The 19,931-nt window shown below is 59.6% G+C and carries 20 protein-coding genes and 1 tRNA gene; 6 read left to right on the top strand and 15 right to left on the bottom strand.

Annotation, left to right across the window (positions count from 1 at the left end):
• Positions 1 to 47: 47 nt before the first annotated feature.
• The 9 genes from PMI40_RS13675 to PMI40_RS23290 form a co-directional block, all read right to left on the bottom strand.
• Positions 48 to 866 carry an alpha/beta fold hydrolase gene (locus PMI40_RS13675; protein WP_008116368.1) on the bottom strand — a complete coding sequence of 273 codons (819 nt, stop codon included), beginning with the start codon at positions 864 to 866 and terminating at the stop codon, positions 48 to 50.
• 33 nt (positions 867 to 899) lie between these two features.
• Positions 900 to 1,829: an NADP-dependent oxidoreductase gene (locus tag PMI40_RS13670; RefSeq protein WP_008116365.1), complete on the bottom strand. Its 930-nt coding sequence runs from the start codon at positions 1,827 to 1,829 to the stop codon at positions 900 to 902.
• Between the two features lie 5 nt (positions 1,830 to 1,834).
• A complete protein-coding gene (locus PMI40_RS13665; protein WP_008116364.1) occupies positions 1,835 to 2,401 on the bottom strand; it encodes a nuclear transport factor 2 family protein in 567 nt (188 codons plus the stop codon).
• 127 nt (positions 2,402 to 2,528) lie between these two features.
• A complete protein-coding gene (locus PMI40_RS13660; RefSeq protein WP_008116363.1) occupies positions 2,529 to 3,347 on the bottom strand; it encodes an ABC transporter permease in 819 nt (272 codons plus the stop codon).
• Positions 3,344 to 4,141: an ABC transporter ATP-binding protein gene (locus PMI40_RS13655; RefSeq protein ID WP_008116362.1), complete on the bottom strand. Its 798-nt coding sequence runs from the start codon at positions 4,139 to 4,141 to the stop codon at positions 3,344 to 3,346. The genes PMI40_RS13660 and PMI40_RS13655 overlap by 4 nt, the downstream gene beginning before the upstream one ends.
• Before the next feature lie 3 nt (positions 4,142 to 4,144).
• Positions 4,145 to 5,101, bottom strand: coding sequence for an ABC transporter substrate-binding protein (locus PMI40_RS13650; RefSeq protein WP_040502053.1), 957 nt, complete (start codon positions 5,099 to 5,101; stop codon positions 4,145 to 4,147).
• 142 nt (positions 5,102 to 5,243) lie between these two features.
• Positions 5,244 to 6,452: an acyl-CoA dehydrogenase family protein gene (locus PMI40_RS13645; RefSeq protein ID WP_008116359.1), complete on the bottom strand. Its 1,209-nt coding sequence runs from the start codon at positions 6,450 to 6,452 to the stop codon at positions 5,244 to 5,246.
• Positions 6,453 to 6,958: 506 nt separating this feature from the next.
• Positions 6,959 to 8,371 (bottom strand): NEL-type E3 ubiquitin ligase domain-containing protein, encoded by a 1,413-nt coding sequence (locus tag PMI40_RS13640; protein ID WP_040502052.1) that lies wholly within the window; start codon positions 8,369 to 8,371, stop codon positions 6,959 to 6,961.
• A 422-nt stretch (positions 8,372 to 8,793) separates the two neighbouring features.
• The gene (locus PMI40_RS23290) at positions 8,794 to 9,819 is read right to left on the bottom strand and encodes a YaaC family protein (RefSeq protein ID WP_008116357.1); all 1,026 of its coding nucleotides are present in this window, start codon (positions 9,817 to 9,819) and stop codon (positions 8,794 to 8,796) included.
• A gap of 189 nt (positions 9,820 to 10,008) precedes the next feature.
• On the opposite strand from PMI40_RS23290, the gene PMI40_RS23285 reads away from it, so the two are divergent.
• On the top strand, positions 10,009 to 10,569 hold the full coding sequence (locus tag PMI40_RS23285; RefSeq protein WP_008116355.1) for a site-specific integrase: 561 nt from the start codon (positions 10,009 to 10,011) through the stop codon (positions 10,567 to 10,569).
• Positions 10,570 to 11,005: 436 nt separating this feature from the next.
• Here the strand turns inward: PMI40_RS23285 and PMI40_RS23970 are convergent, their stop codons facing one another.
• The 6 genes from PMI40_RS23970 to ispB form a co-directional block, all read right to left on the bottom strand.
• Entirely contained in the window at positions 11,006 to 11,836 is an 831-nt protein-coding gene (locus PMI40_RS23970; protein ID WP_008116351.1) for a hypothetical protein, read from the bottom strand.
• A 249-nt stretch (positions 11,837 to 12,085) separates the two neighbouring features.
• Positions 12,086 to 12,589: a hypothetical protein gene (locus tag PMI40_RS23965; RefSeq protein WP_157221543.1), complete on the bottom strand. Its 504-nt coding sequence runs from the start codon at positions 12,587 to 12,589 to the stop codon at positions 12,086 to 12,088.
• A gap of 201 nt (positions 12,590 to 12,790) precedes the next feature.
• Complete coding sequence (locus tag PMI40_RS22970; RefSeq protein WP_051001816.1) at positions 12,791 to 13,168, bottom strand: hypothetical protein; 378 nt, start codon at positions 13,166 to 13,168, stop codon at positions 12,791 to 12,793.
• Between the two features lie 368 nt (positions 13,169 to 13,536).
• Entirely contained in the window at positions 13,537 to 13,839 is a 303-nt protein-coding gene (locus PMI40_RS22965; RefSeq protein ID WP_008116350.1) for a hypothetical protein, read from the bottom strand.
• Positions 13,840 to 14,397: 558 nt separating this feature from the next.
• Positions 14,398 to 14,474, bottom strand: a tRNA-Pro gene (locus PMI40_RS13630).
• Positions 14,475 to 14,489: 15 nt separating this feature from the next.
• The gene (gene ispB, locus PMI40_RS13625) at positions 14,490 to 15,440 is read right to left on the bottom strand and encodes an octaprenyl diphosphate synthase (RefSeq protein WP_008116346.1); all 951 of its coding nucleotides are present in this window, start codon (positions 15,438 to 15,440) and stop codon (positions 14,490 to 14,492) included.
• 311 nt (positions 15,441 to 15,751) lie between these two features.
• Between ispB and rplU the strand changes: the two genes are divergently transcribed.
• The 5 genes from rplU to PMI40_RS13600 all read left to right on the top strand — a co-directional run bounded on the left by rplU (position 15,752) and on the right by PMI40_RS13600 (position 19,924).
• Entirely contained in the window at positions 15,752 to 16,063 is a 312-nt protein-coding gene (gene rplU, locus PMI40_RS13620) for a 50S ribosomal protein L21 (protein WP_008116344.1), read from the top strand.
• A 45-nt stretch (positions 16,064 to 16,108) separates the two neighbouring features.
• Positions 16,109 to 16,366: a 50S ribosomal protein L27 gene (gene rpmA / locus PMI40_RS13615; RefSeq protein WP_008116342.1), complete on the top strand. Its 258-nt coding sequence runs from the start codon at positions 16,109 to 16,111 to the stop codon at positions 16,364 to 16,366.
• A 196-nt stretch (positions 16,367 to 16,562) separates the two neighbouring features.
• Positions 16,563 to 17,672 carry an Obg family GTPase CgtA gene (obgE, locus tag PMI40_RS13610; protein ID WP_008116339.1) on the top strand — a complete coding sequence of 370 codons (1,110 nt, stop codon included), beginning with the start codon at positions 16,563 to 16,565 and terminating at the stop codon, positions 17,670 to 17,672.
• 84 nt (positions 17,673 to 17,756) lie between these two features.
• Complete coding sequence (gene proB / locus PMI40_RS13605) at positions 17,757 to 18,875, top strand: glutamate 5-kinase (RefSeq protein ID WP_008116337.1); 1,119 nt, start codon at positions 17,757 to 17,759, stop codon at positions 18,873 to 18,875.
• A gap of 251 nt (positions 18,876 to 19,126) precedes the next feature.
• Positions 19,127 to 19,924, top strand: coding sequence for a YggS family pyridoxal phosphate-dependent enzyme (locus PMI40_RS13600; RefSeq protein WP_008116335.1), 798 nt, complete (start codon positions 19,127 to 19,129; stop codon positions 19,922 to 19,924).
• The last annotated feature ends 7 nt before the right edge of the window (positions 19,925 to 19,931 follow it).

The following is a 19,931-nucleotide window of genomic DNA, read 5'->3' as shown; positions in this document are numbered from 1 at the left end:
CATCTCTGGTAGTGCTTGGGCGCCCTCTCGGAGGGCGCCCTTTTTTTTCAGCTTGGGGCGCGATTATCGAGGAAACCCATGACCAGCCCGGAGAAGGCCTGCGGCAACTGATCGGGCATGGGCACCATGCCGTGCTCGATGGTCGCCAGCGTGCTGCCGGCGATGGCGGCGGCGACCCGTTCGGCGTAAGGCGCCGAGTGCGGGTCGCTGCCTGCCTTGAGCACCAGCGTGGGCGCGGTGACCTTGCCGATGCGCTGCTCCATCACGTAGTTGCGCACCACCACGTGGCCGTGGGCGGCCATTTCGCCAGCCTTGATGGCATCGACCATGAAGCGCTGCATCAGGTCGATGTCGCCGTCCGGGTAGAACGGTTGGCGCCGGCTCCATAGCTCGCCCAGGTGGGTGCCGTCGGCGCGTGGCTCGACCTCGTCGATGGTGCGCTTGCCGGCATGGGCGGCGCGACGCTGGGCATCGTTCATGGGACAGGACGACAGCACCAGTGCCGTTACCCGCTGCGGCTGCGAGGCCGCCATCTCGAGCGCCGTGACGGCCCCGGTATGGTGGCCGCAGACGACTGCGCGCGGCAGGTCCAGGGCATCGAGCACCTCGAAGGCGATCTGCGACCAGCGCTCGATGCTGTGTTCGGCCAGCGGCAACTTGCATGAGTCGCCGAAGCCGGCGGTATCCATGGCGATGGCCTGGTATCGCTGGCCCAGCAGCGGCAGCACGTCGCGAAATTCGTCCCAGGAGCGCGGCGTCTGGTGCAACAGCAGGATCGGCAGGCCTGCGCCGGCGGTGGCGATATGGATGGGCCCGGCGCTGGTGTGGACGAAGCGGCGGCGGATGGCGGGCAGCGAATTGGTCATGGACAGCCTTGCAGAGAAAAGGGAAAAACCGTTTCAGGAGATCTCGAGCACGATGCGCCCGCGTGGCGCCCGGCCCGATTCGAGCAGGGCGTGGGCGTCGGCGGCGCGCGCCAGCCGATACACCTGGCCCACGGTCGGCGTCAGCACCCCCAGTTGCGCCAGCGACGCGACCTGCCGCAGCGCTTCGGGCGCGTCGGTGATCATGGCGCGCTGCACCCGCACATCGAATTCCTGGCCACGGTCCCGGATCGGCGCGGCAACCAGCCAGACCAGATGGCCGCCACGCTTGAGCAGGGCGTAGGACTTGTCGTGGGTAGCACCCCCCACCAGGTCGAATACCACGTCGAAACCGCGCAGCCCGGAAAAATCCTGCGTATCGTAGGCCAGCACATGCGCCGCGCCCAGCGCGGCGACATAGTCGGTGTTGGCCTGGCTGCAAGTGGCCCAGACCTCGGCGCCCAGGTGGGCCGCCAGTTGCACCATCAGGCTGCCCACGGCGCCGGAGCCGGCATGCACCAGCACCTTCATTCCTGCAGCGACGGCGGCAGTCTGCACCACCGGGATCCAGGCGCTGGCACCGGGCTGCAACAGAATTGCCGCCTCGTGTACCGACAGCCGTTGCGGCCGGGCCACGACCCGCTGGCGCGGCAGCACCATGCCCTGGGCATAGCTGCCCTGGTCCTGCATGCCGGCGATGACGCAGACGGCATCGCCGACGGCCAGGTCGTCGACCCCGGCGCCCAGGGCCTCGACCACGCCGGTGCCGTCGCGCCCCGGCACCTTGGGCAGTTCGAGCGCGATATGCTGTTGCAGCAGGCCGGCGCGCAGCTTGGTGTCGACCGGCGCCACGCCGGCGGCCTGCATGCGCACGCGCACATGGCCGGGCGGCAGGGGAACGGCCGCAAGGGGCTCCAGCGCCATCACCCCGGGCGCGCCATAGCGGTGAAAGCGGACCGCCTGCATGCTCTTCAGTCTTCTTTCATCAGCACCGAATAGGTCGGTACGTTGCTGACCCAGCCGGTGGTCAGCGGCGCCACGAACACGTTCTCGGTGCGGGTACGGGCGATCTTCCAGACCCCGTCGACCTTCTTGAACAGGTTGTTGAGGCGGCTCGAGCGCAGCAGCGACGAACCGTCGCCGAAGATCCATGGCTGGCAATGCACCCATTGGCCATCGGCATGGTCGCAGGCGGCATTGACGTGGATCTGCTCGGAGGTCAGGTAATGCACGTTGAGCAGCAGTTCCGGATCCTTCTTCTGGCCCCAGAAGGCCTGGAAGTGCTTGCGGATCGCCTGCTTGCCCACGGCCTGGCCGAACTGCCCTTCGTAGTACGATCCCACGCCTTCCCAGATCGCATCCTCGCTATAGAGCTCGAGGATCTTCTCGATGCGCTCGGCGTCATCGGCCACCGGTTCCGGGCAGGGGGTGTCGCACAGGAACATGTAGCGTGCCTGGATGCGGCGGATGTCGGCTTCGGCCTCCAGTACATCGAGGCGGCGCTTGAGTTGCAGTACTTCCTGGGTGAGGTCGGTCATGGGGATCCTTGGAGCGAGAGCGGTCGTCCCGGCAAGGCCTGGACCCAGTGGCGTACGGCCTCGACGATGCTCGCGGCCACGCCACCGGGTCCTGGCTGGCGCCAGGACGAGCGGGGAGGGATGGAACTCAGAGGTAGCGTGCCAGCAGCTTTTTGGTGGCCACGCGCAGGACGCGGTCGAACAGGTAGCCCAGCAGGCCCAGGGCGATGATGCCCACGAACACCCATTCGGTACGGCTGAAGTTGCGCGCGGTCCAGATCAGCGCACCCAGGCCTTCGCGGGCCGACACGATCTCGGCCGACACCACGGTGAGGAACGAGTTGCCCATCGCGATGCGCGCGCCGGTAACCATGAACGGTACCGTCGAGGGCAGGATCACGGTGGTCAGGATCTGCAACTGGCCCGCGCCCAGCGACGCGGCCGCGCGCAGGCGCAACGGGTTGACTGCCTGTACCCCGGCGATGGTGTTCAAGGTGACGATGAATACCGTGGTGTAGAAGATCAGTGCAATCTTCGACAGCTCGCCCGGGCCGAGCCAGATCACGGCCAGGGTGACGAAGGCGATCGGCGGGATGAAGCGGAAGAACTCGATGTACGGATCGAGCAACTGGCGCACCGTCTCGAAGCGACCCATGAAGATGCCCAGCGGCACCCCGATCACCACGCCCGCGCCCCAACCGGCCAGGATGCGCCCGGACGAGGCCAGGATCGATTGCTGCAGGGTGCCGTCGCTGATCAACTCCAGCGCCGCAGCCCATGTCATCGAGACCGACGGCAGGAACAGTGGCGAGGTGGTCATGGCCACCAGTTGCCACAGCACCAGGCCACCGACGATGGCCACCACCGAAATGAAGAACGGGCGCAGCGCCTTGGTACGACTGGGGCGAGCTGCCTTGACGGGGGCCGCTTGTGCCGGCGGCGTTGCGGTCTGGGTAAGCTGCGTCATTTCACCAACTCCTCTTCAATCAAACCTTGGGCGCGCAGTACGCGCGTGACTTCGGCACCGATATCGTCGCGAATGCGCGCATACAGCGCCATGCAGGCCGGATCGGCGGGGTCGCGCGGATGCGGCAACTCGATCTTCTCGATGGCCTTGATATGGGCACGCGGGCCGGCGGTCATGGTGACCACGCGGTCCGACAGCAGGATCGCTTCCCAGATGTCATGGGTCACGAAGACGATGGTGCAGCCGGTGCTCTTCCAGATGCGGTCGAGTTCGCTTTGCAGCACCTCGCGGGTCTGGGCGTCGAGCGCGCCGAAGGGTTCGTCCATCAGTACCACCGAGGGCTCGTTGACCAGCACCCGGGCGATCTGCGCGCGCTGGCGCATGCCACCCGAGAGTTCGCCCGGGAACTTGTCGATGGCGTGCTTGAGCCCGACCAGCGTGACGTAGCGCTCGGCGGCGGCGCGCCGTTCGGCGGCCGCCACGCGGCGCAGCTTGAGGCCGTACTCGACGTTCTCGCGCACCGTCAGCCAGGGGAACAAGGCCTCCGAGGATTGGAACACCACACCGCGGTCCAGTCCGGGACCCTTCACGGGCTTGCCGTCGATCAGGATCTCGCCGGCCACGTCCTGGAAACCCGCGATGGCGTTCAACAAGGTCGACTTGCCGCAGCCACTGGGGCCGAGCAGGCAGACAAACTCGCCGGCCCGGATATCGAGATCGATCCCGGCCATGATTTCGTTGGCGCCGATGGTCAGGCCAACCCGTTTGATGGAAACAGACGAACCGCGTGCCATGCCTTACCCCTTGTAGAAACCGCGCTGCAGCACCCGGCTCATGTCGACCGGGGCCTTGATGGCTTGCTTGGACAGCAGGAACTCACCGATCGCGTTGGCGGTCTTGAGGTCCTCGTCGGTGAAGTCGCGGATGACCGGCTCCATGTCCTTGAGCGAGTTCAGTGTCTGCGGTACCGGGATGCGGGTGATCGCCTGCACCGACTGCGCCGCGCGCGGTGGGTCCTTGCGGGTGATCTCGGCGGCTTCGGCCAGCGCCTTGAGGATGTTGCCGGCCACTTCCTTGTTGGCGCCCAGCCAGCCGGCGGTGGCCGACAGCCACAGGGTGCTGGTATAGCCGACGTCGCCACAGGTCATCAGGATGTGGCCGCCTTGTTGCACGCCCAGTGTCGGCCACGGCTCCCAGACGAAGTAACCGTCGATGTCGCCGCGCGCCAAGAGGGCGGGCAGTTCCGGCGGACCGGAGCGCACCATCTCGACCTTGCTTGCATCGATGTTGAGTTTCTTCAGGGTCAGGCCGGTGACGTATTCGGACACCGAACCGGCGACGATGCCAAACTTCTTGATCTGGTCAGCCTTGGTGATCGCCTTGCGGGCCACCAGCTTGAGGTAGGTCTTGGATTGGTAGGTGACGGCCAGCGGACGCAGTTCGGCGCGCGACAGGCGCACGATGTGGGTCGGCTCGCCGGCACAGGCCAGGTTGACCTGGTTGGCCACCAGCGCGTTGAGGGCTTCGCCGCCATCGGTATAGGACTGGACCTGGACATTGGCGCCGTGCTTGGCGAACAGCTTCTCGTTGGCCGCCACGAAGAAGGCGGTGAATACCGGGTCGGCGCCCACGCCGATGGTGACGGGTGCGCCTTGCGCCAGTGCTGGCAATGCCGGCAGGGCGCCTGCGGCGAGCATCGAGGCGCCGCCCAGCAAAAGGTGTCGACGACGGCGAGAGACGATGGAGTGGGTCACGTGCTTTATCCTCATAATCGAGTGAGATGGATGCCAGTGGAGATGGCGACGGCGGCCCCGGAGCCGTACAGCAGGTTCCCGCACGCCGATAACCGGCGGCGGGGAGCGGGCGCCTCCCGGTTGGCGCCCGCTGCATTCGATGTCATGCAGGCGCCAGCGATGGCATTTCTTTTGCAAATATCGCGCCTGCCGTCTCGTAGTTCATCTCCGACAGGGCGGCATGCTGGGTCACCACCATGGCGTCGCGCACGATGCGCTGCATGCGGTGGGTACGATGGATGGCGGCCATGCCGGCTGCCTGGTACGCTTCGTTGACCACTTCCATCGAGGTCCGGGCAGCGTGGGTAGCCGACAGCTTGAGCATGGTGTCGAGCCGCTCCGAGACGGGGTTGCCGGCCAGGACCTGGTCCCAGGCCTGGTGGCAGGCATCGTAGAAGAACAGGCGGGCGCTGCGCCACTTGGCCTCGCCCATGCCCAGCTTGATGCGGTAATAGGGACGGTCGATCAGGCGCGGTGCGCCCGGCATGATCTTGGCGCCGCCCGACATCTCGGTGACGATATCGAGCGCCGCGCGCGCCAGCCCGATATTGACGGCCGCATGCACCTGGGCCTGGTAGGCCAGCGACGGGTAGCGATAGAGCGGTTCGTCGATGACGCCGGCCGCGCCGCGCGGGCAGGTCCAGTCGCTGGCGACGAACTTGTCCTTGAGGCGGGTATCGTGGCTGCCGGTGCCTTGCATGCCGACGACGTTCCAGTTGTCGACGATCTCGACCTCGGCCGCTGGCATCACCGCCATCATGGCCGGCGGCGGTGGTGTGCCGGCGACCGCGGCGGCATCGTTCTTGATGCCCACGCCGATCCAGTCGGCACCCTTGCAGCCACTGGCAAAGTGCCAGTGGCCGGAGATCATCCAGCCGCCATCGACGGGCTGTGCGGTCTGCAGCGGATAGAGGCCGCCGGCAAATACCTGGTCGGGGCCATCGGCATAGATCTGCGCTTGCGTGGCCAGGGGCAGCGGCGCGAGATAGGTATTGGCCGAGCCGAAGGCGGCGACCCATCCGGCCGAGCCGTCGGCGCCGGAGATGCGCTCGACCATCTGCAGGAATTCGGCCGGTGGCAACGCATCGCCGCCGAAGCGCCGGGGGGTGCTGGCGCGGAAGATGCCGGCCTTCTTCATGACGGCCACGGCATCGCGTGGCACATAGGTGAGCCGATCGAATTCGTCGCGCCGCGCGGTGACTTCGCGGATCACCGCGTCCATCTCGGCGCTCCAGGCCGAGGCCGCAGCGGATGCACTGTCGGGGCTGGCGGCGGCGGGCGAAAGTGCGGGGTCGAGCAGGGCTTGATTCATGACGGTCTCGCGGTTGGCTGATGTCGATGAATCCAGTTTCGCGGCGGGCTAACTATTAGTCAAATGCATGATAGTCATACAATGAATGAATCTGATTAATGCGCTCGCGAACAGGGCAAGCTCGCGTAAAACCCAGGCCCGGCGCGCCTTTTTGGCGCTTTGCAGCACGCAATCGGTGCAGCTGGTGGCACTGTTTCGAGCTGGTCTGGCAGAAAATGGATGAGCTGTTTCTGCTGTGCTGCAGCGCCGGGAAAACGGCCGGAAATGCCCATCGCCGCGTTAACGCCGTTCAGTGAAAAAATGAATGGTATTTTCATGTGTGCGGCTGATGCTTAGATCCGTTCGCCCTGAGTAGCTGCGCAGCAGCGTATCGAAGGGCAGGCAAGAGCATGGACGGCCGAGCGCTGGTATCGATATGGTCCTGCGGACTACTTGGCTCGAATGGGGGAGAAGATAATTCAACGGTTCCTGGCTTGACTGAACAGCACGACACCCACCGCGTCGAATCATTGCCGGGACTGCAAGATGGAATTCGTCAGTGTGCGGTCCACGCCGTGCCAGAACTGGCTCTCGATGCTGGCCCGCTTGAAGAACAGGCTGTTTATTTCCTTGCCCAACGCGAGTTGCTCTTGCTCCTTGCGCTCTTTGTCGACACTGCTCGCTTCGCCTGGCTCAGCGCCTGCCGGTGCTGCGTGGTCGACCTCGGGAAACATCGACTTGGCCAGCAGTTCGCTTTTCTGCTCCATCTCTGCATCGATCCGGTCGCATTCGGCGTTCACCTGGGCCGACATCCTGGTGGGCAGGTACTCTTCCGGGTAATGCTTGCGTAACGAAGACTTCCACGCATCGGACATCAACAGATCGCCTTCGATACCGATTTCCCTTTCCCTTGCCAGGATGCTCTCGGCGATGGTCTGCGCCTCGGCTGGCGTGACCTGGAACCGGCCTGCGTGGATCGCGCCATAGTTGCGTGTCGGGATGATATTGCCGATCGCCTCGGTGCGCAGCGCGCTCAACATGTATTCCAGGCATTCATCCTGGTTGCGCTTGCTGGTTGCCAGGTTGAAGATCTCTTCATTGAGCTTGTTCTTGCGCGTGAGCGGAATCAGTTCGTGATACAGCTGTTGCGGCGCCAGCTCACGTTTTTTCAACGCCCAGTCGGCGATGATGTTTTCCTGTTCGTGCAATCCGGTGAGTTGATTGTCGATACAGTTGCCCATGCGCATTTCGGCTTCCTTGAAGCATTTGGCACGCAACCCGTCGTCGACTTCGATCGGGTCCAGCACATCGCGCAGCAGGTTGCGATAAAGCTCGGCTTTTTCGGCGCGGGCATCGACTGGTCCCGACTGGATGATCAGGTCGAGCTTGCCGGTCATGACATGCAGGTAGCGGGCATAGTCGGCCGCGCCTTCCTCGCCGGCAAATGCGGCCCATCGTTCCTGTTTCTCGGGAAACCAACGTTGCACCACCTCGTCGAGCGGTGGCGCGGGCGTCGCCGCCAGGCTCGGCAACCGGCGCGGAGCCAGCAGGTAGCCCAGCCGCAGCACCAATGCCAATTGGATCGATGTCAGTTGGCGTAGCACTTCGGCCTCCATCATCGAGGGGGCGGCCGGTATCAGCCTCTGGCTGCGCGCCAGGGCCAGCAGCAGGGCGGACACCAGCGGGATGTTCTGCAGCACCGCGCGCTGCAATAGCGAAGGGACGAAATCGGGCAGCAGATGGGCGGCCCGCGCCGTGGTGCCGGTGAGCAGTCGCTGGATCTGGGTCGCCGAATTCTGTCCGGTACGCCACAGATACTGCATGGCAGAGCCTCGCCGTTGCAGCGTGTGCCCGGACGGTTCATCGTCGTGGGCGCCGCCGGGCAGGCGCGGCACCTGCGCGCCCTGCGCATGCAAGTCGCCAAGGGATTCGCCGGGCATGGGTTCCGGTCGGGACAACGAGGAAGACCGAGAAAGTGACCCGGGCATGGGAGTGCTCCTTATAGTTTCTCTTGAGTGAGAAGGCTGGCGGGGGCGGTTCCATCGGGTGGGGCTGGCTGGCCGCTGGCAGCGGCGCGGGGAAATGAAAAAGCCCAGCATCTGCTGTAATGCCGTTCAGTTAAGACTGAACGGCATTTTTCTTTGGCAGTTGTAAACGTGGAGCCAGACTGTTAACCTGCGTCATCATGTTTGACGACGCACTCCACTTTTTGGTTGAAGCCCAATAGCATAAAGAACTCACTTCAAAAGTGGCTACAAGAAACGTCTCAGGTCACCTCGCAGCTACAAAATAAAGTGACTAGAGCGCTTTAATAGAAGTCAGCCAACTATAGAATCTGTCGGCATAGATCTAAACGACAAATTCAGAACGCATCAGGTCTGATGAATTCCGATCCTGTAATCTCTGAAGCCATTCCATAGATGAATTGGTTCGGTGCAGCCCGAACAAATTCGGTTAGCAACCAATTATGGTTAACATTGAAATGGCCGGCTAATGCAATTGGGTCATACCGGCTTAACTCACTAAGACGGTGCATTACTGCGTACATGAGAACGAGTTGAGAGTTTGCTAATGTATCGTGTCCTGCGACCGACTTCTTCAAGTACCAACGGTTTTCAGATGAGAAAATTGGCATGACTCGCCGCCGAATCGTTTTGTGGTATCGCTTAAATTCTCCGATGCTATTCTCGACATCTCTGCCAGACCATCGGAAGCGTCTTTTGCGCCGAATCAGATATTTCTCCTCCGTTTCAAATATTTCAAAACCTGGCTGTATAACCTTTTGTGTATGAGCATTTATGTATCGACGGTCAACTTCTGCTTGAAACCAAGCTTCCTTCGAGCCATCTCGACGCATAAAAGAATGAGATGTGAGCGGAATGAACAACTCTGTTGTTCCCTGGTAGGTCAAACAATAGGCTCGGTGAACGAAGGGCATTTGCCACAACAGATCTTTTAATGTGAAGTTCTTTCCAGCATTGTCTGGTTCAACAAGATACTTGCAAAGAGCAGGTAAGATCCCACCACCCTGAAAGTCTATGATTTCGTGAGAGAGAGATTTTGGGCCAGGATTTGAACGCCCTCCTACGCCGTGATTTTCGGTGAATGTTTGTCCTGTAGACGATAGCAATGCTTTGGTTGCGTTGAGGAAGCAATAGTAGGAAGTTAATGGGGCTGACAATGCGGGGAGTGTGACAGAGGCGTTATAAAAATGGCGCGACTGGTCCCAATAAAAAAGGGCGTCCTTTTTATGATGTCGCTTTAGCCAAAGCGCGACAAAATCCCAAGGATCAGAGCAAAGAACTCGTTGCGTCCGAAAATTTGAGGCTATAAGACATCCATGTAAATGAACTGCTTTCCCTGCAATGTGAAGCTTATGTGCGGTCATGAAATCCCCCAAATGTGCTTTTTATTTTTTCGACCGTTGGAAACTATGAAGCAAAGAAAATAGCAGCAATCTTTGCTTTGCATGTAAGTACTTGATTCTTCTGAGTCTCCGCACGATCATGTTATTTGTTGATCTTCTTAAGAAAAGAATACATCGTCTGACACATGTTTCTTTGATTACAGAAGATCTATGTCGCAAGCAAAAACGCTTACGGAAAAGGAGCTGAAGAAAGTCCTTCTCTACATTTCGCTGCACAAGCATGCTTCGCGTAATCGGGCAATGTTACTGCTTACACACTTATCTGGAATGCGCGTCGGAGAAGTTGCAGCATTGCGTATTGGAGATGTTGTCGCGGCGGACGGTTCTATCAAATCTGAGCTGCGGTTGCTTCCAGAGCAGACAAAGGGGCGGCATGCCCGAACAGTTTTTGTCGCGGAGCGGTTGCGCGGAGAACTCGCTGTCTACACTGCCACTTTAAAGAGTCCCCGTTTTGATAGGCCTTTGTTCTATACGCAAAAGCGTGCTGGCTTCACTGCGAACACACTTTGCCAATACTTCCATCATCTTTACAAGAAGGTAGGGATCGACGGCGCAACTGGTCATTCTGGAAGGCGTACCTTCATCACTACGTTAGCGAACAAAGGTGTACGAGTTTTGATGGCTTTAGCGGGGCATCGAAATATCGGGACCACGCAAGCTTATATCAATGTAAATGACGCCTTGCAAACAGTTGCAGTAGAACTGGTGTAAGGGGCGCTGCTGCTCTTCTGTCCGTTGTGGCGAACCCTACCGCTTCCTTGGGTAGCGGTAGGTTACGAAAGGGTTTAGAATGCTAAACCGTTACAACGGCTGGCTATGTCAATCGTTCCTTATTTTATGGGAACGATTAAGGGGAAAGCACGCTTTCCGACTTGCGACGCGTACAGCCGTTTGCCATTTTTGAGGGTAATCCAGGGCCGGAAAACCACCGTGAAACCCTCAGGGATCGGAAAGTTGAAGCTTTGTTGTTTCATCCATATCACCTCCTTCCTGCCGTCATTACGGCGGTAAGTGAGTTGAGGAGCCAGCCGTTAGGTTGGCTTGCCATGGCCCTTACAGTGTCCTTCCGCCAAGAATACGCACTGTAGGGGCCTTTCTTTTTTGTCCTCAACAGGGCAGCCGATGCTGTTGAGGACACATTATCTCATCACGTTAGGTCTCCTGCGATGACCGAAAGCGTAGTGCCTTCTAAAGTCACCTTGATGCCAAGATCATTTCCACCTTTATACATAAGGTCGAAGATATTCGCGGCAGTTGTCAGCCATTTGGCGCGAGAAATGAGATCCCATTCCGAATCCGCAGGCGGCAGCTTCTCGATCAAGCCTTGTATGAACGGATGCAAGTTGGAAGTCTGCGCTTTCGTGCCGTTCTCAGATGTTTGTGTGGCGGGCTGAGCAGACGTAGATGTGCCAGAAGGGGTGTTAGCCGAAGCAGAGGTTACGCTTGGTGGTAACGTCATGCGATCATTAGCAAGTTCGAACAACCCTGCTTGTTTCGCGGAACGCAGGAAGACTTGCCGAGCCTTGTCTTTTTGTTTCGGGGCAACACCCATCTGCTCCATTAAGCGGTCCAGAGCTGGTCCGGGAGGCAGTATCTGCCCTTTAAGCCGTTCGAATAGCGACTTATAAAGGGGAATGGACATAAAAGCATCCAAACGTCCACGCCGCTCGGTTTCCGGCGAGGCAACTGCTTGTCCAAGCTCCGTCAGTTCAATCGACCCTCCTGTTGCGCGTCCATAATTCAATAAGCCAAATGTTTTCGCCGCAATAAGGCGCATGCGAAAGCCGCCCCCATCGGGCGCCATATTCAGCTTGGTCGCGAGAGAGGCCGGATCGCAGGATGTAAATCCCAATTGGTACACGGCTTGTGCCACATCCGATGAACCGTCGAGATCGAAGTATGGAAACTCAACCGTAGAGCGACCACGCTCTTCGGGCGCGTTAGCTGGTGGAGTTTGCGGACTGGTTTCGTTTTCCATGTTGGGCCTCATCTGTAGACGATTGGCAGAATTGTGCCATATGATTTTAGCGGTTTCAACGGTTGTTTTTTGGAAATGTCTACGTTAGCGAATATGTAGACATTTTATTTTGTTGTCTTTTTGGGCCAATAAGAGTTGTTGTACTTGTGTGCGGATTTTTTGGACAAGGATCTACCACTGAGGCTACCGTGGGCGGCGTCTCGGGGAGAAGATCTGATTGTCTTGCCCCCGTCCGACTTGGCATTATGCTCAGCTTCGGAGGGAGGACTTGGTGTTGCGGGTATTACGTGTTGCTTTGAGGGGCAGAACGCGACGAGCCTCAGCTACGGTTTGCCTCTTGGGAGGCGTATACAGGGCACTCGGAATGCTGGCCCAATCCCAAGCAATCGCATCATTGTTGACATATCCGACTTCCATTGCCAGATAGAGCGATGCGCCATCGGTCTCATGCAGTGGGGTCAAGTCAACACGAGGCATGCTACCAGTCGTCGTATTCAAAATGCCCTGAATGGTTCTCCCCAAATGTTCGCTACGCTCGGTCGGGATATTTCCTAGAATCAGATGCACATGAATGCGTTTGTTTCCGTTTTGACCTTCGATGGAAGGGATTGCAATAATCCGACATTTGGACTTCGTCCGCGCTTGGCGCCCACGATGTCCGTGCATTTCCCAGTTCAGCTTTGTAATGAAGCGGTTTACCGCAGAGCGTACGGCTTGGACTGAGATGTTTTCCTTCATGGTCAGCGTCAGCATGTGTGACGCGAAGGTGGCGTAGCGATTAAGCAGATGCTAATGTCCGCGTTGAAGATTCTTGTTGTTCATTTTTTGTTGCTCTTATTTTGTGTTGCGGCACAGCTTGTTCTGTGTTGATGCAGCCATTGTGCATGGTATCGGGGCCGCCGTCTAATAAAAAGGGCGGGCTTTGGAAGGCCCGCCATACGTCGTTTTTTGTCGTTACGTGTTGTATGTTGCAGCTAGTGCGATATGCCCGTTTTGGAGCGTCAGGCGCTTTTTGGGATCAACATCTTGCGCAAGCCTGAATGTCTTTTTCGTGCGATTCGATTGCAGTGCGCCGATGTTCATTTCTCCCGACAACTGGCTGGCGTAGAAGCGTTCGATCATTTCGACAGAAGTGCGAGCGTTTCGCGCGAGAGTCAGTAGGTCAATGTTATCCCCGTCGAGTAATCGGAACATGATGCAGGTGTGGCGAAGGCTGTAAATCGTGCGGTCTTCTTCGAGTGTGCCTTTCTTGAATCTCAGATCTTGTAGCAGATAGTTGAACTGTTGTTGGAGCTTGCGAAGTGCTGTTTCCCGATTGGTATAAGTCGGCATGAACACGTAGTTGTCTGGTTCGGCAAGTTCGCTTTTTGCGTTCTCAGTCTGGATTCCTTCGTAAATGGCGACGGCCTTTTCGAGGGTAACGATTGGTTTGTCATGCTTTCAGGCAGCGTCAACCGCAAAAACGTGTGATCGCCACGGATGATCTCGATGTGTTTGTGGCACATGTTCTTTAAGTCGGTAGGGCGGATGAAGCCGTTAACCATGAATGCGATCATGTTGGGCAAGTCGCTGGTGATCGTTACGCGTCTAATCTCCTGTTTTTTCTCTTGCACTTCGTCGGCGGCGGGTTGCAATTCTACGACCTGACCAACGAGTTGCTTTGCCCGGGCTAAGAGTGCGTCGTATTCGGATGGTCGGAATCAGCCACGAGGTTGATCCTGTTTTTGCGCCTTGGGAAATAACGGCATTGTTTTCAACAAGTGCCGATTGTGCGCATATTCCAGGACCTTACGTACCAGACCCAGATGCCGCAGGATCGAGGATCCCGACAAAGTTTCGCCGAGTTTCGCCAAGAATTTTTCAAGTTCATCGAATGTCACATCTGCTACGTCCATGGTGCGGAAGCGGGGGAAGATAGTCGCATCGAGGAAATACTGGTCGTTTTGATGGGCTGCCGGAGTGATGTCTTTGCGAACCACGCGCGATTGTTGCAGTTCCATCATAGATTGGCGCAGATATCGAACCGGCTCTTGGATGAAGTGCTCGTCCCGTTCAGGTGCCCATAAACGACCTCTTCATATAGTTTCTTCGCGGCCTTAAAGGCTTCGGCTTTATGTTCAGACTTAGAGCTGCGCTTGATGGTCTTCTTTGCCTGTTCATCGTACAGGCGGATCTGCCAGAACTTACTCGCGGGCATCGGGTAAATTTTGAGTTTGTCGGGATAGCCAGGTACGCTGAGGGGTGAGTCGGGGATTGGTACGGTGCGCGCGCCTTGGCCGACGCTGGGATCGAATTGCTGGACGCAGCTTAGACTGCGATTGTAATACTGGTCATTTTTATTGTTTTTATAAGTTCAGCTTACAAGCAAGCACCAGACCCGTAGTCTACGTGCGCCAATGCGGCCACGTGAATTGTGTTTCGATTTTTTTTGGGGGGCGGTAAGTATGGTCGTGGAAATCAAAGGAAATCCACAAGCCTAACCTAACAGATGTACTACAGCGAACACTGTAGTACTGGGAAACAGACCATCTTATGGAAACCCGCATGGCTGCTGGGTTTAATGGTCGGGGTGAGAGGATTCGAACCTCCGGCCTCTACGTCCCGAACGTAGCGCTCTACCAGGCTAAGCTACACCCCGTCGAGTGAGATCTCGTTAGTGATTTCGATCTACCGCGAAAGCGCATAATTCTAACAAAGATTTTTTGAATTGGCTATCGGCAAGCCCGGCAATGGCGTCGGCCGCGCGACGTGCGGCGGTCTCTGCCTGCTGCCGGGTATAGGCCAGTGCGCCGGAGTGCGTGATGGCTTCCAGCACCTGGTCGAAATGCTGTTCATCGCCGTTTTCGATACAGGTGCGCACCAGTTCGCGCTCCTGGGGCGAGCCGTGCTGCATCAGCCAGATCAAGGGCAGCGTCGGCTTGCCTTCGCGCAGGTCGTCGCCCACGTTCTTGCCGATCTCGGCGCTGTTGCCCGAATAGTCGAGCACGTCGTCGATCAGCTGGAAGGCGGTGCCGATCGAACGGCCATATTCGCCCGCGGCCTCGATGCCGGCTTCGTCGGCGCCGGCGATCAGGGCGCCGATCTGGCTGGCGGCCTCGAACAGCTTGGCGGTCTTGGAGCGGATCACCTGCAGGTAGCCGGCCTCGTCGACATCGGGATTGTGCATGTTGAGCAACTGCAGCACTTCACCCTCGGCGATGACGTTGGTGGCATCGGCGACGATTTCCATGACACGCGGATTGCCCACCGCCACCATCATCTGGAACGCACGCGAATACAGGAAGTCGCCCACCAGCACCGAGGCGGCATTGCCGAACAGGGCGTTGGCGGTCTGCTTGCCACGGCGCAACGATGACTCGTCGACCACGTCGTCATGCAGCAAGGTCGCGGTGTGGATGAACTCGATTACCGCCGCCAGCGAATGATGCTGCTCGCCGCGATAGCCGAAGGCATTGGCCACCAGCAACACCAGCACCGGACGCAGGCGCTTGCCACCGGCGGCGATGATGTATTCGGCTACCTGGTTCACCAGGGGCACCTCGGAATGCAACTGCCGGCGGATGACGGCGTTGACGGCCTCCATGTCGGAGACGATCGGGTGCATGATGGTTTGTTGCGAAGAGGTTTGTACGACGGCTGACAAGGCGAAACCCATAAAAAATGGTTATTGCCCGGATTATACGATGACATCGGGTGCCGGCGTGGTGCATGGCGGTAGCGGATCGATGACAAACTGTCATTTGGCTTGCCCGACTGGCAATTTACCGGCCGGAAACTGTGTTGCGCGGCGGCGGCGCGCCCCATTGCCGGCTTTGACCGGGTCGCTAAGTCTATGTATAATTTGGGGTTTTCCTGTTTCCGGCTGATTGGTGCAGGGGGAAAATCGTTCTTTTTACATTATTCGATGAGGTTCACATGTACGCGGTCATAAAAACCGGCGGCAAACAATACAAAGTTGCTGCTGGCGAAAAACTCAAAGTAGAACAGATACCGGCAGACATTGGCTCCGAAATCACTTTGGATCAGGTGCTCGCAGTGGGCGCCGGCGAAACCGTGCAATTCGGTGCGCCACTGGTCGCAGGTGCAACGGTGCTGGCTACGGTGGTAGCTCAAGGTCGCCACGACAAGGTCCGGATCTTCAAGATGCGTCGTCGTAAGCATTACCAGAAGCGTCAAGGCCATCGTCAAAACTACACCGAACTGCAAATCGTCTCGATCAACGCCTAATCAGCGTTGCGACCGGTTCAATTCAAAGTTATCAAGGAGTCTTAAATGGCACACAAAAAAGGCGGCGGCACTACGCGCAACGGCCGTGATTCAGAGTCGAAGCGACTCGGCGTCAAGGTCTACGGTGGTCAAGTCATCAATGCTGGCGGCATCATCGTGCGTCAACGCGGCACCCGCGTTCACGCTGGCGAAAACGTCGGCCTGGGCAAGGACCACACCCTGTACGCCCTGAAGGACGGCAAGGTGAAGTTCGTTGTCAAGGGCCTGCAACAGCGCCAATACGCTACCGTCGTGACGGCTTAAGCGTATCGGCTCACCGGCTTGCCGGAGCAGGTATGAAAAAGGCTCTGCCTCTGGTAGAGCCTTTTTAGTTTTTTGAAGAAACGTTTTTGAAGAGCCGTTAACAAAGCGCCGATCGCGGCGTCGACCGAGGTACCGGCGATGGGAATGACTTCCCTTGTCGACGTTTTGTTCGCGGCTCCCAAGGGTTGCAGAGACCATGAAATTTATCGACGAAGCAAAAATCGAAGTCATCGCGGGCGATGGCGGCAATGGCGTGGCCAGCTTCTGCCGCGAGAAATTCCGTCCGTTCGGTGGCCCCGACGGGGGTGATGGCGGCAAGGGCGGCAGTATCTGGGCCATCGCCGACCGTAACGTCAATACGCTGATCGACTATCGCTATGCCAAGATGCATCGCGCCGGCCGTGGCGAAAACGGTCGCGGTTCGGACTGCTACGGCAAGGGCGCCGACGACATCTTCCTGCGCATGCCGGTGGGCACGCTGATCGTCGACATCAATACCGGCGAACATATCGCCGACCTGACCGATCATGACCAGGTGGTGTTGCTGGCCAAGGGCGGCGAGGGCGGCTGGGGCAATATCCACTTCAAGACCTCGACCAATCGCGCACCGCGCCAGAAGACCGAGGGCAAGGAAGGCGAACGCCGCGACCTGCGCCTGGAACTGAAGGTGCTGGCCGACGTGGGCCTGCTGGGCATGCCCAATGCCGGCAAGTCGACCTTCATCACGGCAGTGTCCAACGCCCGTCCGAAGATTGCCGACTACCCGTTCACCACCCTGCATCCCAACCTGGGCGTGGTGCGCGTGAGCCACGAGAAGAGCTTCGTGATCGCCGACATCCCGGGCCTCATCGAGGGTGCCGCCGACGGTGCCGGCCTGGGCGTGCAGTTCCTGCGGCACCTGCAGCGCACCGGCCTGCTGTTGCACATCGTCGACCTGGCGCCGTTCAACGACGAGGTCGATCCGGTCAAGGAAGCCAAGGCGATCGTCAAGGAACTCAAGAAGTACGACCAGTCGTTGTTCGACAAGCCACGCTGGCTGGTCCTCAACAAGCTCGACGTGGTGCCCGAGGCCGAACGCGCCAAGCGCGTCAAGGATTTCGTCAAGCGCTTCGGCTGGAAGGGCCCGGTGTTCGAGATCTCGGCGCTGAACCGCGACGGCTGCGAAGACCTGATCACCGAGATCTACAACTATCTGGCCGTCAAGCGCGCCGAGCAGCATCGTTCCGAAGAAACGCAGATGACCGAGGAAGCGCGCGGCATCTCGAGCATCGACCCGGACGATCCACGCTTCAAGATCATCGATTGAGCGTGGTCCACTGATACGGTCGGCGGGCGGCGCGACGGCGTTGCGGCTATCATCCTGCTTTTAGAATTTGCCTTTCGGAAGAATATGCAATCGGTCATCCAGAACGCCAAGCGGCTGATCATCAAGGTAGGGTCGTCGCTGGTCACCAACGACGGCCGTGGGCTCGATGCCAATGCCATCGCCCGCTGGGCCGAGCAGATCGCGCAGCTGCGCCAGCTTGGCAAGGAAGTGGTATTGGTCAGTTCGGGGGCGGTGGCCGAAGGCATGCAGCGGCTCGGCTTCGACAAGCGCCCGACCGGTATCCATCACCTGCAGGCCTGCGCCGCGGTGGGGCAGATGGGCTTGGCCCAGATCTACGAAACCAGCTTTCGCGCGCACGCCCTGCATACCGCCCAGGTGTTGCTGACGCACGCCGACCTGGCCGACCGCGAACGCTATCTCAATGCACGTTCCACCCTGTTCGCGCTGTTGCAGCTGGGCGTGGTGCCGGTCATCAACGAGAACGATACCGTGGTCACCGACGAGATCAAGTTCGGCGACAACGATACCCTGGGCGCCCTGGTGGCCAACCTGATCGAAGCCGATGCGTTGATCATCCTGACCGACCAGCCCGGCCTGTTTACCGCCGATCCGCGCAAGGACCCGCAGGCCACGCTGATTTCAGAGGCGCGCGCCGGCGACCCGGCGCTGGAGCTGATCGCCGGCGGTACCGGCACCGGTATCGGTCGCGGCGGCATGCTGACCAAGATCCTGGCGGCCAAGCGCGCCGCCACCTCGGGCGCCAACACGGTGATCGCCTGGGGCCGTGAAGAGCAGGTCCTGACGCGGCTGGCGGCGGGCGAGGCGATCGGCACCCAGCTCAATGCCGAGACCGCGCAACTGACCGCGCGCAAGCAATGGATGGCGGACCATCTCAAGACCGCCGGACGCGTGGTGCTCGACGCCGGCGCGGTGCAGAAGCTTACCGCCGAAGGCAAGTCGCTGTTGCCCATCGGCGTGGTGGCGGTCAGCGGCGAGTTCGGCCGGGGCGACGTCATCACCTGCGTCGACGAAGCCGGCCGTGCCATCGCGCGCGGCATGAGCAACTATGCCAGCCCCGATGCGCGCCGCATCATTCGTCATCCTTCTTCCGAGATCGCAGCCATCCTGGGCTTCGTCGAAGAGCCCGAGCTGGTGCACCGCGACAACCTGGTCCTGCTGTAATTCCCTTTCTCGTCCATGTCGCTGGCAGCCTGCCGGCGGCGTGGACGCAGCCGATCGATTCCGATCCTGCCTTCCCTCCGGGCATCGCATGGGTGTCGTCCACGCGGGCGCCGCGCATTTTTTTCGCCATTAATTTCCAGTTATTTCGTATTTGCTCCTGCAGCATTTGGTTTACCTTTTGGCAACACAAAGTGACGTCGGCCAGTTGACCATGTGGGACACGGGCGGACGCGGACGAGGACTCTTCAACGATGACGGATTTTCCGGCGCACCCGGGCGCTTGCCCTTCGACTTATCCCCAGGCACTGACGGTGGACGATTTCCGGCGCAACCTGGCGCGCGTGCGGCAGCGCATCGAGCAGGCCTGCGTGCGCAGCGGGCGTGACCCGGCCACGGTACGCCTGCTGCCGGTCAGCAAGACGGTCGACTGTGCGCGGGTGCGACTGTCCTGCCAGGCCGGCTGCCGCGAATTGGGCGAGAACAAGGTGCAGGAAGCCTATCGCAAGTGGCAGGCGCTGTCGGATCTGCCCGACCTGCGCTGGTCGGTCATCGGTCACCTGCAGACCAACAAGGCCCACCTGGTGGCGCGCCTGGCCCACGAGTTCCAGGCACTCGACAGCCTGCGCCTGGCCGAGGTGCTGGAGCGCCGCCTGCAGTTGCTGGGCCGTGGCCTCGATGTGTTCGTCCAGGTCAACACGTCCGGCGAAGCCAGCAAGTATGGCCTGCCGCCCGCCGAAGTGATTCGCTTCGTGCGCGAGCTGGCGGTCTATCCGGCGCTGCGTGTGCGTGGCTTGATGACCCTGGCGGTGTTCTCGCCCGACCGCGCACGGGTGCGGCAGTGCTTCGTGCTGCTGCGCCAGTTGCGTGAGCAGCTGTGCCAGGAACTGGCCGGCGGCGCCCAGATGACGCAGCTGTCGATGGGGATGTCCGGCGACATGGAACTGGCCATCGAAGAGGGTGCCACCGTGGTGCGGGTCGGACAGGCCATCTATGGCGCACGCGCGCTACCCGACAGCCACTTCTGGCCGGCCCCGGCCAGCCACGGATGACGATTTG

The sequence above is a fragment of the Herbaspirillum sp. YR522 genome, from assembly GCF_000282575.1.
Lineage (GTDB): Bacteria > Pseudomonadota > Gammaproteobacteria > Burkholderiales > Burkholderiaceae_D > Herbaspirillum.
Note: the sequence above shows the minus strand (reverse complement) of the source record. Positions and strands in the feature narration are given on the sequence as shown.